14 protein-coding genes are annotated in these 14,565 nt (G+C 65.9%); 8 read left to right on the top strand and 6 right to left on the bottom strand.

Annotated elements, in window-relative coordinates:
• Positions 1-23: 23 nt before the first annotated feature.
• Positions 24-773, bottom strand: coding sequence for an SDR family oxidoreductase (locus tag ALA01S_RS09385; protein WP_066335173.1), 750 nt, complete (start codon positions 771-773; stop codon positions 24-26).
• Positions 774-893: 120 nt separating this feature from the next.
• Between ALA01S_RS09385 and ALA01S_RS09380 the strand changes: the two genes are divergently transcribed.
• Positions 894-1,553, top strand: a complete 660-nt coding sequence (locus ALA01S_RS09380) for a TetR/AcrR family transcriptional regulator (RefSeq protein ID WP_066335171.1) — start codon at positions 894-896, stop codon at positions 1,551-1,553.
• Positions 1,554-1,573: 20 nt separating this feature from the next.
• Here ALA01S_RS09380 and ALA01S_RS09375 read toward each other — a convergent pair whose 3' ends face one another.
• The 5 genes from ALA01S_RS09375 to ppsR all read right to left on the bottom strand — a co-directional run bounded on the left by ALA01S_RS09375 (position 1,574) and on the right by ppsR (position 7,203).
• A complete protein-coding gene (locus ALA01S_RS09375) occupies positions 1,574-2,674 on the bottom strand; it encodes a pyridoxal phosphate-dependent aminotransferase (protein WP_066335170.1) in 1,101 nt (366 codons plus the stop codon).
• Positions 2,664-3,572: a GHMP family kinase ATP-binding protein gene (locus tag ALA01S_RS09370; RefSeq protein ID WP_066335169.1), complete on the bottom strand. Its 909-nt coding sequence runs from the start codon at positions 3,570-3,572 to the stop codon at positions 2,664-2,666. The genes ALA01S_RS09375 and ALA01S_RS09370 overlap by 11 nt, the downstream gene beginning before the upstream one ends.
• A gap of 31 nt (positions 3,573-3,603) precedes the next feature.
• A complete protein-coding gene (locus tag ALA01S_RS09365) occupies positions 3,604-4,932 on the bottom strand; it encodes an NAD(P)/FAD-dependent oxidoreductase (protein ID WP_084267382.1) in 1,329 nt (442 codons plus the stop codon).
• Positions 4,933-5,011: 79 nt separating this feature from the next.
• Positions 5,012-5,926: a hypothetical protein gene (locus ALA01S_RS09360; protein ID WP_066335165.1), complete on the bottom strand. Its 915-nt coding sequence runs from the start codon at positions 5,924-5,926 to the stop codon at positions 5,012-5,014.
• A gap of 455 nt (positions 5,927-6,381) precedes the next feature.
• On the bottom strand, positions 6,382-7,203 hold the full coding sequence (ppsR, locus tag ALA01S_RS09355) for a posphoenolpyruvate synthetase regulatory kinase/phosphorylase PpsR (protein WP_066335162.1): 822 nt from the start codon (positions 7,201-7,203) through the stop codon (positions 6,382-6,384).
• Between the two features lie 218 nt (positions 7,204-7,421).
• Between ppsR and ppsA the strand changes: the two genes are divergently transcribed.
• From ppsA to ALA01S_RS09320, 7 genes are all read left to right on the top strand, one after another.
• Positions 7,422-9,818 (top strand): phosphoenolpyruvate synthase, encoded by a 2,397-nt coding sequence (gene ppsA, locus ALA01S_RS09350; RefSeq protein ID WP_066335160.1) that lies wholly within the window; start codon positions 7,422-7,424, stop codon positions 9,816-9,818.
• A gap of 232 nt (positions 9,819-10,050) precedes the next feature.
• A complete protein-coding gene (gene rpsF / locus ALA01S_RS09345; protein WP_066335157.1) occupies positions 10,051-10,413 on the top strand; it encodes a 30S ribosomal protein S6 in 363 nt (120 codons plus the stop codon).
• Complete coding sequence (priB, locus tag ALA01S_RS09340; RefSeq protein ID WP_238455744.1) at positions 10,413-10,745, top strand: primosomal replication protein N; 333 nt, start codon at positions 10,413-10,415, stop codon at positions 10,743-10,745. Before rpsF ends, priB begins: the two co-directional genes overlap by 1 nt.
• A 63-nt stretch (positions 10,746-10,808) precedes the next feature.
• Positions 10,809-11,099, top strand: coding sequence for a 30S ribosomal protein S18 (rpsR, locus tag ALA01S_RS09335; RefSeq protein ID WP_066335155.1), 291 nt, complete (start codon positions 10,809-10,811; stop codon positions 11,097-11,099).
• A gap of 15 nt (positions 11,100-11,114) precedes the next feature.
• Complete coding sequence (rplI, locus tag ALA01S_RS09330) at positions 11,115-11,567, top strand: 50S ribosomal protein L9 (RefSeq protein ID WP_066335152.1); 453 nt, start codon at positions 11,115-11,117, stop codon at positions 11,565-11,567.
• Positions 11,568-11,787: 220 nt separating this feature from the next.
• Positions 11,788-13,197, top strand: coding sequence for a replicative DNA helicase (gene dnaB, locus ALA01S_RS09325; protein ID WP_066335149.1), 1,410 nt, complete (start codon positions 11,788-11,790; stop codon positions 13,195-13,197).
• Between the two features lie 99 nt (positions 13,198-13,296).
• Entirely contained in the window at positions 13,297-14,502 is a 1,206-nt protein-coding gene (locus tag ALA01S_RS09320; RefSeq protein ID WP_084267381.1) for a PA0069 family radical SAM protein, read from the top strand.
• Positions 14,503-14,565 lie beyond the last annotated feature (63 nt).

Raw genomic sequence — 14,565 nt, 5'->3', positions numbered from 1 at the left:
TTTTCCATGCCGCCCCCCGCCGCTCACACCGTCGCCATCCCCCCGTCCACCTGCAGATTCGCCCCCGTCACGTAGGACGACTCGTTGCTCGCCAAGTACAGCACGGCCTGCGCGATCTCCTCGGCCTGCGCCAGCCGGTGCGCCGGCACCTGCTTGAGCAGCGCGCCGGCCCACTCCTGCACGGCGGCCTGGGGCAGGCCCAACTTGCCGTAGATGGGCGTCTCGGTCAGGCCCGGGCTCACGACGTTCACGCGTATGCCCTTGTCCAGCAGCTCGGCCGAGAGCGAGCGCGCCAGCGAGCGCACCGCCGCCTTGGTCGCGGCGTAGACGCTCATGCCCGCGATGCCGCGCTCCGTCATGGCCGTGGAGGTCATGACGATGCTGGCTGGCCGGCGCAGCAGCGGCAGCATCTTCTGGATGGTGTAGAGCACGCCCTTGAAATTCACGGCGAGCTGGCTGTCGATGTGCGCTTCGTCCACCTCGGCGATCGTCTTGGGCAACGCGATGCCGGCGTTGGCGAACACCACGTCCAGACCGCCCAGCGCCGCCTTGATCTGCTGCGCGGCGGCGGCCATGTCCGACAGCGAGGTCACGTCCGCACGAAGGCCCATGGCCTGCGGGCCCAGCAGCCGCGCCGCCTCGGCCACGCGCTGCGCGTCCTGCCCGGTGATGACCACGCGCGCCTCTTCCTGGATGAACAGCCTGGCCGTGGCCAAGCCGATACCACTGGTGCCGCCGGTGATCAGCACGTTCTTGCCCGTCAGTCTTGCCATGGCGATCTCCAAGTGAATGCCCCTGCGGGGCGGAACCGTTCAGTGAAGCCGGATTTCTGTACCGACAGGTATACTGTACCGATCGGAATATAATTTTCAAGAACCTTTTGGAGACCCGCCATGGCGACGGAACGCGGACGCCCCCGCTCCTTTGACGCTGACCAGGCGCTGGACGCCGCGCTGCGCGTGTTCTGGCGCCAGGGCTTCATGAAGGCCTCGCTGTCGGAGCTGACGGCCGAGATGGGCATCAACAAGCCCAGCCTGTACGCCGCCTTCGGCGACAAGGAGCGGCTGTACCTGGCGGCGCTGAGCCGCTATGCCGAGCGGCGCCTGAGCGGCCTGGCGGCGCGCATGCTGGCCAACCCGGACGGGCGTGAGGCGGTGTGGGAGTTCCTGCGCGCGCTGGCCGCGCTGTTTGCCGATCCGCAGCTGCCCGGCGGCTGCTTCATCGTCACCGGCGCGGCCGATTGCGGGACCAGCGCCATGTCGCCGGGGGTGGAGCAGGCCTTGCGGCAGGCGCTGCAGGGCAACGAGGGCTTGTTGCGCCAGCGGCTGGCGCAGGCGCAGGCGGACGCTCAGTTGCCCGCCGCGGCGGATGCCACCGCGCTGGCCGCCTTCTTCATCGCCACGGTGGCGGGCATGAGCGTGATGGCACGCAATGGCGCGGGCCTGCCCAAGCTGGAGCAGGTGGTGGAAGCGGCGATGGCGGTGTGGCCGCCGGTGCCGCTTCACAGCGAACAGCACGGCGGCCCCGGCGCTGCCGGGGCTGCCGTGACCTGAGTGGCTTGAAGCGGGCGGGCTCAGGCCGTGGCGAGCACGTCCTTGAGGGCCGCGACCAGCCGGTCCACGTCCGGCCGCTTGCGCACCACCAGGCGCAGCAGGGCTTCGCTGCCGCCCACCTTGTTGCTGCACTCGCGCACGAAGATGGCGTGGCGCTGCAGTAAATCGTTGCGCAGCGCCTTGCCGGAAACCCCGGCCGGCAATTCGACGAGGATGAAATTCGCCTCCGAGGGATAAACCACCAGAGTGCTGATTTCTCCCAAGCGCTCCTGCATGTAGCGCCTGTCCGCGGCGACCTTGGGGAAGCTCGCGCGGTATTCCTCGTGGAAGTCCTGCAAGTCCCTGAGCACCTGGCCCGCCAGGCCGTTGATATTCCAGTAAGGCAGGCGTGCACGCACCCGCTCGGCCAGCGCCGTGTGAGCCACGCCATAACCCAGGCGCATGCCGTGCCAGCCCAGGGACTTGCCCATGCTTTTCACCACCATGGCGTTGTCGTGGCGCAGCACCAGCCGCTCGGCCGAGGGTGTGGCGGCGAAATCGATGAAGGATTCATCGATGACGACCAGCGCCAGGTGTCTCAATTCGCCCAGCAGGCGGGCGATATCCGCCTCGCTGGAACAGGCCCCGGTCGGGTTGCTGGGATTGCAGAGGATGAAAGTGCGGGCCTGGGTGGATTTCACCTTGGCGACGATCTCTTCCACCGTCAGGCGAAACCCGTTTTCCCTGCGCCGCTCCAGGAAATGAATGGGCATGCCGTATTGCAGCGGCAAATCCGTCCAGCGGCCGAAGGTGGGCACGTCGGTGAGCAATGGCGCCTCGGCGGCCAGGCAGAGCTGGGTGATGATTTCCGTCACCCCGTTGGCCACGACGATGTTTTCGGCCGGCAGGCCGATCAGGCGGCTGATGTTTTCCTGGTGCACCGGAGCGTAGTCCGGGTAGTACTTCAAGGTGTCGGCCAGGCCGGCCTGGATGCGATCCACCAGCGCGGGTGGCGGAAAATAGGGATTGGCCGGTACGCAGAAATCCAGCACGTCCCTGGCGTTCGCCGTGGCGCGGATGCTGAAGATGGACGGGTTGTGAAACCGCGTGTCGAAAATGGCCAGGCCGTTGTCAGAGGGCATCGCAGCCTCCGCCAATGATTCTGTAGTCGCCCACGATGGACAGTGAATCGCCGAATTCCCGGCGCACCGTGTCCAGCAATTCGTGCGTGAGCCGGCTGTCTTCGCGGTAAAGAATGCCCAGCACCGAGCCGCTGTGCGCGCAATTGACCCCCAGTGCACCTTTTTCCGTGGTGCAAGCCAATAAATCCTCGAATTGGGGTTTGCGGTGGATTTGCTGGCTCAGCGTCGCGCTCATGGTGGCGGCCACGGCGATGACGGCCGGGTCGTTGGCACGCAAACCCTGTTTCAACAGGCTCAGCGCCTCGGTGATGCAATCTTCGTGATTGCGGTACACCGCGCGGGCGCGTTGCCGGTCAAAGCACAGCGTGTCGATTTCGCCGCCGCAATCCACGATGAGGGCGCGCATGCCGGAAGGGGGCGGCAAACTCTCCAGCAAATCGCCCGTGAGGTGATTCAAATGGGCAATGCCGGCGAAATGCACGCAGTCCGAAGGTTCCACTTCGGTCAGCAGCCGGGCGAATATATGGGGCGACACTTGCTGGCCGCAGGCGTGCAGATACGCGCTCAGCGCCGCGCCAATGTCGGCCGAGCTGGAGGCCATGCCCTTGCCGCGCGGAATAGGGCTGTTGACCTGGATGTCATGGCGCAGCGGCAAAAACAGCTCGTAAGCCGCCAACGTGAGCGTGTCGCGAATCTTGAAATAATCGCTTTCCCGCTCGATGTGCAGGCCGTCGTTGTCGGCTGTGCCTACTTCGGCATAGGAGTACAGGTCGATGGGGCAATTGACCAGGAAATCCCGTCCCTGGATATGTCCCTGAACGAATTCGCCGCAAGTGCCCGGCGCGCGGAACTTGGAAAATTTGACTTTGCTGTCCAGCTGCAGTGCTTCGGTAGGCATGGTGGGCTCCTTGATGAGGGTTCAGGCAATTTCACGCCAGGGCTGGTTCGGCCTTGGGCTCGCGCTTGAAGGGGTTGTCGAAGTTCTGGCGTCCGGCCGCTTCAAAGCTGCGGAAGTGCGTGCCGTGGTTTTCGAGCTGCGATGCGTCGAGGGCAATGGAGTCCTCGAATTTCACCGTGTCGCCAATCTGGCCTATGAGTTTGTTCACCGAGTCCTGGTTTTCCGACACGGCCTTGAAGTAGGCCAATTGTTCGGCGGTATAGGGCTGCATTTCGGCGCCGTCGCAGACGAAATTCCAGTAGCTTTCATAGTCCTGCATGCGCACGCCGGCATAGGCGGACAAGGCGTCGGACCAGGAAACTTCCCCCTGCAAATACCCATCGAGATATTGGGAGATCAATTCCGCGTCGCGCAGCGCGTGGGTGATGCCCATGGCCGTCCACTGGTCCTTGAAGCTGCCGGCGTCGCCCACCAGCGCCCAGCCGTTGCCCCAGTTCTCCCGGTGGTAGGCCACCATGCGGCCCATGGCCTTGAAGGGTTCCGTGCGCTGCGCGCGCGCCACGAGCTCGGCCACCTCCGGCGCGACGTAGCGATGGATGCGCTGGAAATTCTCGCCGGGATGGGCACTGAAATCGCTCCACCACGCGGTCGGGCCATAAACCAGGACCAAGTGTTTATTTTCATTGGTCGGGAATATGGCGGTGCCGAAACGGCCCCTTTTGTGGATAACCAATTCGGGTTTCTCGATGCCGGAGAAATAGCCGTAGTAGGCAAACGTGGACTTCTCGCGCACATGGGTGGTTTGGGCGCCCACCATGGAAGCGAACGATGAAACCCGGCCGTCGGCGCCAATCACCACGCGGGCACGGGCCAGCAATTCCTGGCCGTCGGCCGTTTCGGCGCGAATACCCGCCACGCGGCCGTTTTCCATGAGCAGGCCGCGCAGGTGGGTGCGCAGCCGCACGTCCACGCCATTTTCCTGGGCGTTGTCGAGCAGCAATTGGTCCAAGTGGAAACGGCGCGGGCCGCTGTAATAGCCGACCACGCCGTGGTCATTGCCGTGCAGGGCCATGAAGCGCTTTTTGAGGTCGGCCAGCGGCACGTGGCCGCGCAGGCGTATGCCCTCGATATTCACCTCGACGTTGGTGAAGTGCGGCGTGGTGGCCGTGATCTTGTCGGCCACGCCCAGGCGGTTCAAATAAGACACGCCGCGTGGCCAGACGAAATGCGTGGAATTCGTGTCGCGGGGGAAGGTGGCCTTGTCCACCATCAGCACTTTATAACCCTTGCGGGCCAGCCAGGTGGCGGTGGGAGAGCCGGCCACGCTGGCGCCGATCACGATGGCATCGAATTGTTCCATGATAATGCTCCTGGGGTAGAAAATGAGTCAGAGGGAATGGTTGCCGCTTTGTCGGCTTTTTATTGTTGAGGGTGTGCGCTCAGTTGGCGGCCCGGCGCACGAATTTCTGCAGCGACACCGTATAAACGTCCGTGGCGCTGTTGTGCCGTATGCAGTATTCGGTGGGGTAATAACCCGCCGATTGGAACTTGGCCGGCTGCTTGACGGGGTGGCACTGGTTGGGCTTGCTCAGCAGGTAATCCAGGCTCACCATGGGCTCGTAAAAGGTGATTTTCGAATCGTAGGAGCCCAATATGAAAGTCTGGGTGAAGGGCTGGCCGTGGAATTCCGGGCTGGTGCGGTCGGCCCAATGGTTGCCCATGCGGGAGAAGGCCAGGTTGGTGTTGAAGAAGTCGGGGTGCAGGTATTGCGCTGCCACGGGGCGAACCGCGACCTCGTGTTGCGCGCAGTTGATGGTGCCCGGCATGCAGGGGCCGACCGCAATCTGGTTGCGCTCCACGAAGCCGGTCATGTAGAAGTGGAAATCGAAATGGCGGGCGCCATAAATATCCTCAGGTACATGGCCATGAGGCTCCCAATCCACGGAAATCCATTGGAAGGGCGTGTTGTTTTTGCCGAAAAACAGGCTGCGGTTGTGGCCGCCTGAGCATTCGTCGTGCAGGTCGATCCGGTTGTCGGCGTTGAGGTCCCAGCAATTGAGGCCGTCGTTGGGTTCCGTGGGCAATTGCTTGAGGGTGGCGCCGGGGAAGCGCACGCCGATGGCATAGGGCGTTCCGTTTTGGTAATGCCGCGTGAAGGTGCGGATATGGCCGGCGCCCAGCGATATTTTGTCGCCATAAACGGCCGGCCCAAGGGGCGAGCCGCTGGCCGATGCCGTGGGGGCATCGTCCAGGTCGGCCTTGTTGTCCTTGGCTTGGGCGGGCAGCGTTTGCAGCGACAGGCCCAGGGCGAAGGCGGCCGAGGCCAGGGTATATTGAAGCGTCGTGTGGGTCATGCTTGTACTCCGGGGTGGCTATGAGAATGTGTTCGGCAATGAGGGCTGAATAAAGATTTTGCGTGCACGGCGTCCTTTCCCGAATGTTGGATATTCGGTCCGTGGGGTTGGGGAAAAAGGTTTTATGTCGGCGCCGTCGAGCAGCCTTGTCGGCAGGCTGTGGTTTATATCCGGCGCTTCGATATGTGCACTTTAGGTGCGGAGTAATTTAAATGCACCCCCCTGAGGGGTGAAGGCCAAGGGGGAGAGGGAACTCCCTGTAAATCGCCGCGCTCATTTGAAAATGCCGGCGGTGGACGATATGGGGCTTATCCCCGTTCGAATCGCGGGGAGAATGTCATGGCTTGGGAAATGTGACTTTTGGCCTTGCGCCAAATGCACGCCGGTGGGGAAGGGCGGTACAAAAATAAAAACGGCAGCCTGAGCTGCCGTTTTGTATGGGAAGGGGTTTGGCCTCAGTAAATCAATCGGTCGGGCCGGATGTCGCGCAGGATGGTGGTGGCGATCTCCTCGATGGACTTGTGCGTGGAGCTCAGCCAGCTGATGCCTTCGCGGCGCATCATCTGCTCGGCCTGGCGCACCTCCCAGCGGCAGTTCTCCAGCGAGGCGTACTTGCTGTCCGGGCGGCGCTCGTTGCGGATTTGCGCCAGGCGCTCGGGGTCGATGCTCAGGCCGAAGCACTTGCGCTTGTGCGGCGCCAGCGACGAGGGGATCTGGTGGCGCTCGAAGTCGTCGGGGATGAGCGGGTAGTTGGCGGCCTTGATGCCGTGCTGCATGGCCAGGTAGAGCGAGGTGGGCGTCTTGCCGCTGCGGCTCACGCCCACCAGGATCACGTCGGCGCTCTCCAGGTTGCGGGCGGACTGGCCGTCGTCATGTGCCAGCGAGAAGTTGATGGCCTCGATTCGCTCGTTGTACTCCTCGCTCTTGGCCACGTCGGAGAAGCGGCCCACGCGGTGGTTGGACTTCACGCCGAACTCCGCCTCCAGCGGCTCGACGAAGGTGTTGAACATGTCCAGCACCAGCCCGTGCGGCGACTCCTTGAGGATGCGGCGCACGTCCTCGTTGACCAGCGTGAGGAAAATGATGGGCCGCTTGCCTTCGCGTTGCGCCGTGGCCTCGATCTCCGCGGCCACGTGGGTGGCCTTCTCGACGCTGTCTATGAAGGGACGCCGCACATGCCGGTGCTTGGCCGGGAACTGCGCCAGGATGGAGTTGCCGAAAGTCTCGGCGGTGATGCCGGTGCCATCGGAGACAAAGAACACGGTTCTGTTGGGCATGACTTACCGCAAGTGCAGGAGTTGTCACGATCATAGGTGGCGCTTGCGTAGAATCCTGCGCATTCGCCTTGCGGCCCCGTCGGCACCAGCGTCCCGGGCCTGTCCATTCAAGAACACCAAGAACAAGTGCACATCAGGCACGCGTGACTTGTCACACGCGTGACGTGTCAGCGGCTGCGCGCAGGGCTCCAGGTTTCCCATCATCACGGAGCTTTTCCATGTCCAACCTTCAAGCCGCGACCGCACTGGTCCTGCCTTTCGAGCAGCTGCGCATGACCGACGTCGAGTCGGTCGGCGGCAAGAACGCCTCGCTGGGCGAAATGATCAGCCAGCTCGCCGCCACCGGCGTGCGCGTGCCCACGGGCTTCGCCACCACGGCGCATGCCTTCCGCGAGTTCCTGAAGTTCAACGACCTCACCGAGAAGATCAACGCCCGGCTGTCCAGCCTGGACGTGGACGACGTGCGCGCCCTCACCGAGGCCGGCGCCGAGATCCGCGGCTGGGTGACGGACGCCCCGTTCCCGCCCGCCTTTGAAGCCGCCGTGCGCGAGGACTTCGCCCGGCTGACCGCTGGCCACCCCGGCGCCAGCTTCGCCGTGCGTTCCTCCGCCACCGCCGAAGACCTGCCTGACGCCTCCTTCGCCGGCCAGCAGGAGACCTTCCTCAACGTCAGCGGCATCGACGACATCCTTCACAAGATGAAGGAAGTGTTCGCCTCGCTCTACAACGACCGCGCCATCAGCTACCGCGTGCACAAGGGCTTCGCCCACAGCGACGTGGCCTTGTCTGCGGGCGTGCAGCGCATGGTGCGCTCCGACCTGGGGGCCGCCGGCGTGATGTTCACCATCGACACCGAGAGCGGCTTCAAGGACGTGGTCTTCATCACCGCCAGCTACGGCCTGGGCGAGACGGTGGTGCAGGGTGCCGTCAACCCCGACGAGTTCTACGTGCACAAGCCGGCGCTCAAGGCGGGCAAGTTCTCCGTCATCCGCCGCAACCTGGGCTCCAAGCTCATCCGCATGGAGTTCGCCAGCCCCGAGGAAAAGGCCGCCACCGGCCGCCTGGTGCGCACCGTGGACACGCCGCCTGAGCAGCGCAACCGCTACGCGCTGAACGATGCCGACGTGGTGGAGCTGGCCAAGTTCGCCCTCATCATCGAGCAGCACTACGGCCGTCCGATGGACATCGAGTGGGGCAAGGACGGCGAGGACGGCCAGCTCTACATCCTGCAGGCCCGCCCCGAGACGGTGAAGAGCCAGGCCGAAGGCAAGGTCGAGCACCGCTACAAGCTCAAGGGCAAGGGCACCGTGCTGGCCGAAGGCCGCGCCATCGGCCAGAAGATCGGCACCGGCCCCGTGCGCCTGGTGCGCAGCATCGCCGAGATGGAGCGCGTGCAGCCCGGCGACGTGCTGGTGGCCGACATGACCGACCCCAACTGGGAGCCGGTGATGAAGCGCGCCTCGGCCATCGTCACCAACCGCGGCGGCCGCACCTGCCACGCGGCCATCATCGCGCGCGAGCTGGGCATCCCGGCCGTGGTGGGCTGCGGCGACGCCACCGAGACGCTTGCCGACGGCGCCCTGGTGACCGTCTCCTGCGCCGAGGGCGACACGGGCTTCATCTACGACGGCCTGCTGGAAACCGAGATCAGCGAGGTGCAGCGCGGCGAAATGCCGTACTGCCCCATCAAGATCATGATGAACGTGGGCAACCCGCAGCTCGCCTTCGACTTCGCCCAGATGCCCAGCGCGGGCGTGGGCCTGGCGCGGCTGGAATTCATCATCAACAACAACATCGGCGTCCACCCCAAGGCCATCCTCGACTATCCCAACATCGACGACGACCTGAAGAAGGCCGTGGAGTCCGTGGCCCGCGGCCACGCCTCGCCGCGCGCCTTCTACGTGGACAAGCTCGCCGAAGGCGTGGCCACCATCGCCGCGGCCTTCTGGCCCAAGCCCGTGATCGTGCGCCTGTCGGACTTCAAGTCCAACGAGTACCGCAAGCTCATCGGCGGCACCCGCTACGAGCCGGACGAAGAGAACCCCATGCTGGGCTTCCGCGGCGCCTCCCGCTACATCAGCGGCGACTTCAGCGACGCCTTCGGCATGGAGTGCGAGGCGCTCAAGCGCGTGCGCAACGACATGGGCCTGACCAACGTCGAGATCATGGTGCCGTTCGTGCGCACCGTGGCGCAGGCGCAGAAGGTGGGCGAGATGCTGGCCAACCGCGGCTTGAAGCGCGGCCAGGACGGCCTGAAGCTCATCATGATGTGCGAGGTGCCCAGCAACGCCATCCTGGCCGAGCAGTTCCTGGAGCACTTCGACGGCATGTCCATCGGCTCCAACGACCTGACGCAGCTCACGCTGGGCCTGGACCGCGACTCCGGCCTGGAGCTGCTGGCCAACGACTTCGACGAGCGCGACCCCGCCGTCAAGGCGCTGATCTCGCGTGCCATCGCCGCCTGCCGCGCCACCGGCAAGTACGTGGGCATCTGCGGCCAGGGCCCCAGCGACCACCCGGACTTCGCCGACTGGCTGGCCTCCGAGGGCATCGTCTCCATCTCGCTCAACCCCGACAGCGTGGTCGAGACCTGGCAGCGCCTGGCCAAGCGCTGATCCGGCGCTGAGCTTTCACCCGGCGGTTGCGCGCGCAGCGCCGCCGCCGCGGGTGAATTCCCTTCGAAAGCCCAAGCCTGCTTGGGCTTTTTCACGCATGCCGTTGCAGGCCCGAGACCCCCGGTTTGGGGCTTTCCCCACTCCACTGCTATAATCGCGGGCTTGCCTTGCCGTTCCTCTTCAAGACGCAGAGGAGCGGCTTTCCGTTTTTGGAAACCCACAAGGAGTCTTCATGCGTCATTACGAAATCATCCTGCTGATCCACCCGGATCAGAGCGAACAGGTTCCGGCCATGCTGGAACGCTACAAAACCCTGGTCACCAACGGTGGTGGCAAGGTGCACCGCGTCGAGGACTGGGGCCGCCGTCAACTGGCCTACCTGATCCAGAAGCTGGCCAAGGCGCACTACCTGTGCCTGAACATCGAGTGCAGCAAGGAAACGCTGGGCGAGCTGGAAACCGGCTTCCGCTTCAACGACGCCGTGCTGCGCCACCTGACCGTCGCCAAGGACAAGGCTGAAACGAGCCCGTCGGTGATGATGAAGGCCGTTGAGAAGGAAGAAGCTCGCAAGGCCGCTCAGGAGAGCGCCGCCTGATGAGCGCTGGCGCGTCGTCCGCGCCGCCGCCGATGCAGGCCGCCGCAGGCGTCAACCGGCTGGTGCTCAGTGCCCAGCTCGTCGAACGCGGTGCCCTGCGCTACACCCCCGCCGGGCTGCCGGCCCTGGACCTGGGACTCAAGCACGAGTCGCAAGTCCTGGAAGACGGCCAGCCGCGCCGGGTCTCGCTGGAGATCCGCGCGGTGGCGATAGGGGAGATCACGCGGCGCGTGGGCGCTCTGGCGCTGGGAGACGGCGGCGAGTTCGCCGGTTTCCTCAGTGCAGGGCGCAGTGGACGCGGTCTGCTCTTCCATGTCACGGCGCTGGACTGACACCTCAACCGTCAAGCCGCGCCGAACTGTTCGCAATTTCGAATCTGGATTCAAGGAGTCACTATGGCCCCGCCCCGTGGAAAAGGTCGCCTGAACAAGGACCGCAAGCCCAAGCGCAACCAGCAATCGCTGCTGTTCCGCCGCAAGCGCTTCTGCCGCTTCACCGTCGCCGGTGTCGAGCAGATCGACTACAAGGACATCGACACGCTGCGCGACTTCGTCGGCGAGAACGGCAAGATCACGCCGGCCCGCCTGACCGGCACGCGCGCCTTCTACCAGCGTCAGCTGACCACCGCCATCAAGCGCGCGCGCTTCCTGGCGATGCTGCCGTACAGCGACCAGCACAAGCTCTGATAGGGAAGCAGCACCATGCAAGTGATCCTGCTCGAAAAGATCGCCAACCTGGGCAACCTGGGTGACGTCGTCAAAGTCAAGGACGGCTACGCCCGCAACTTCCTGATCCCGACCAAGCAGGCGCGCCGCGCCACCGAGGCCGCGCTGCAGGAATTCGCCACCCGCCGCGCCGAGCTCGAAAAGGCCGCCGCCGAGAAGCTGACCGCCGCCCAAGCCCTGGGCGAGCGCATGGCCGGCCAGACCGTCCAGATCGCCCAGAAGGCGGGCGTGGACGGCCGCCTGTTCGGCTCGGTGACCAACGCCGACATCGCCGACGCGCTCAAGGCCAAGGGCTTCGAGATCGTCAAGTCGCAAGTGCGCCTGCCCAACGGCCCGCTCAAGGCCGTCGGCGAGTTCCCGGTGAACGTGGCCGCCCACACCGACGTGGTGGTCGAGCTGACCATCAAGGTCGTCGCCGAAGCGGAATAAGCGCCTTCAAGCGCACGAGCCGCCGCGGGCTTCATGCCCGCGCGGACCACGAAGGGCCGGCCATGCCGGCCTTTTTCTTTGGGTTTCCCGATGTGCCGTGCACCGCGCCCGGCGGGGTGCCGGCCGGGCTTGCCAAGCGAATCCTTCAGGGCTTGGCAGGTATCCAGCGCCGCCCGCCCCGCCGGCCAAAGCGGTCCCGGCCGCGCCGTATCATCCCGCGATGCCTGCCGTATTCCCCCCCCGTGACGCCTCCTCCGCCCCGCGCGACGACGAGGTGGCGCGCCTGCGCGTCCCGCCCCATTCGATCGAAGCCGAGCAAAGCGTGCTCGGCGGCCTGCTGCTGGACAACGCCGCCTGGGACCGTGCCGGCGACACGCTCTCCGAGGGTGATTTCTACCGTTACGAGCACCGGCTGATCTACGCGGCCGTCGGCAACCTCATCAGCGGCAGCAAGCCCGCCGACGTCATCACCGTCTTCGAGCAGCTCCAAAGCCTGGGCAAGGCCGAGGAGTGCGGCGGCCTGGCCTACCTCAACGCGCTGGCGCAAAGCGTGCCCAGCGCCGCCAACCTGCGCCGCTACGCCGAAATCGTTCGCGAGCGCGCCATCCTGCGCAAGCTCATCGAGGCCAGCGACGAGATCGCCACCAACGCCTTCAACCCCCAGGGCCGCGCCGTGTCGCAGATCCTGGACGAGGCCGAGGGCAAGATCTTCAAGATCGGCGAGGAGGGCTCGCGCCAGAAGGCGGGCTTCCAGAGCATGGACCACCTGGTCATGCAGCTCATCGACCGCGTGACGGAGCTGGCCGAGAACGGCGCCGAGGAAGTCACCGGCGTGCGCACCGGCTTCTACGACATGGACCGCATGACCGCCGGGCTGCAGCCGGGCGACCTGATCGTGCTGGCCGCGCGGCCGTCCATGGGCAAGACGGCCTTCGCCCTGAACATCGCCGAGCACGTGGCCGTGCACGAAGGCCTGCCCGTGGTGGTGTTCTCCATGGAAATGGGCGCCGCGCAACTGGCGCTGCGCATGGTGGGCTCGCTGGGCCGCATCGACCAGCAGCACCTGCGCACCGGCGCACTGCGCGACGACGAGTGGAGCCGCCTCACCGAGACCGTGGACCGCCTGAGCAAGGCCAGCGTCTTCATCGACGAGACGCCCGCCCTCAATCCCGCCGAGCTGCGCGCCCGCGCCCGGCGCCAGGCGCGCCAATGCGGGCGGCTGGGCCTCATCGTCATCGACTACCTGCAGCTCATGAGCGGCTCCGGCGCCAACGAGGAAAACCGCGCCACCGTCATCGGCGAGATTTCCCGCGGCCTGAAGGCCCTGGCCAAGGAGCTGCACTGCCCGGTGATCGCGCTGTCGCAGCTCAATCGCTCGGTGGAAACGCGCCCCGACAAGCGGCCCATGATGAGCGACCTGCGCGAGTCCGGCGCCATCGAGCAGGACGCGGACGTGATCATGTTCATCTACCGCGACGAGTACTACAACAAGGAGTCCAAGGAGCCGGGCGTGGCCGAGGTCATCATCGGCAAGCAGCGTAACGGCCCCGTGGGCACGGTGAAGCTGACCTTCCTGAAGCCGCTGACTAAGTTCGACAACCTGGCGCCTGGTAGCGCCTACGACGGCTAACGCCAACCTTCTCCAGCCCGGCGCCACCTCGCGTGGCAGGGCGGCCACCGCCCCCACAAGGGGCTTGCGCAGCGGCAGGTAACTGTATAAATATACAGTATGCGTACCGCTCGACCGCCTGACGCCGCCGCGCACGCCCCTGGCGTCGCTCCCGTGCACTTCGTGCCCTTCAAGGGCAGAGGCGCGTCGCGCAACATCGCCTCGCGCTTCGAGGCGGTGGACCGCGAGGGTTTCGACGATGGCTGGGGGACGCTGGCGCAGGCCGCGCTGCAGGAGCGCGCCGCGCCGCGCACGCAAATCATCGAGCAATCGGCGCGCAGCATCCTGGCGGGCAACGACTCGCCGGACATCCCCTTCGACCTGTCCATCAACCCTTACCGGGGCTGCGAGCACGGCTGCATCTACTGCTTCGCGCGGCCCACGCACAGCTACCTGGACCTCTCGCCGGGGTTGGACTTCGAAACGCGCATCGTCGCCAAGACCAACGCGGCGCAAAAGCTGCGCGAGGCCTTCGCCAGCCCAAGCTACGAACCGTCGCTCCTGAGCCTGGGCTCGGCCACCGACGCCTACCAGCCGGCCGAGCGCCAGTTGCGCATCACGCGCGGCCTGATCGAAGTGCTGGCCGAGCACCGGCACGCCTTCAGCATCGTCACCAAGTCCTCCGGCATAGAGCGTGACCTGGATCTCATCGCCCCCATGGCCGCGCAGCGGCTGGCTGCCGTCTACGTCTCCATCACCACGCTGGACGCGAAGCTGGCGCGGCTGATGGAGCCCCGCGCCACGGCGCCGGCACGCCGGCTGCGGACGATGGAAACGCTGGCGCGCGCGGGCGTGCCGGTGGGCGTGAGCGTCTCGCCGCTGATCCCGCTGCTCAACGAGCCGGAGCTGGAGCGCATCCTGGAGGCCGCGCGCGACGCCGGCGCCAGCCGTGCCTTCAGCATCGCGCTGCGCCTGCCCTGGGAGGTGAACCCGCTGTTCCAGCAATGGCTGCACCAGCATTTCCCGCAGCGCGCGGCGCACGTGATGGCGCGCATGCGCGAGCTGCGCGGCGGGCGCGAGAACGACTCGCGCTTCGGCCACCGCATGCGCGGGCAGGGCGTCTGGGGCGAGCTGCTGTCGCAGCGCCTGCACAAGGCCTGCGCCCGCCTGGGCCTCAACCTGCAGCCGCTGGCGCTGGATTTGTCGCAGTTCCAGCGGCCCGTGCCCGTCGCTTGCGGCGCTGCGGCGCCTGCTGCACCCCGGCCGGCGGCCCAGGCCGCTGGCGTGTCGGTGCCGGCGGCGGGCGTGCAGGGCGAGCTGTTCTGACCGGACACCGCCGGCGGCGGCGAGGGCGGCGCTTTTCAGCGCTGGCCCAGCCAGGGTGCGGCA

It is taken from the genome of Azohydromonas lata NBRC 102462 (assembly GCF_001571085.1).
Taxonomy (GTDB): domain Bacteria; phylum Pseudomonadota; class Gammaproteobacteria; order Burkholderiales; family Burkholderiaceae_C; genus Azohydromonas; species Azohydromonas lata.
The sequence above is the reverse complement of the archived record's forward strand: the minus strand, read 5'-3'. Positions and strand labels throughout refer to the sequence as shown.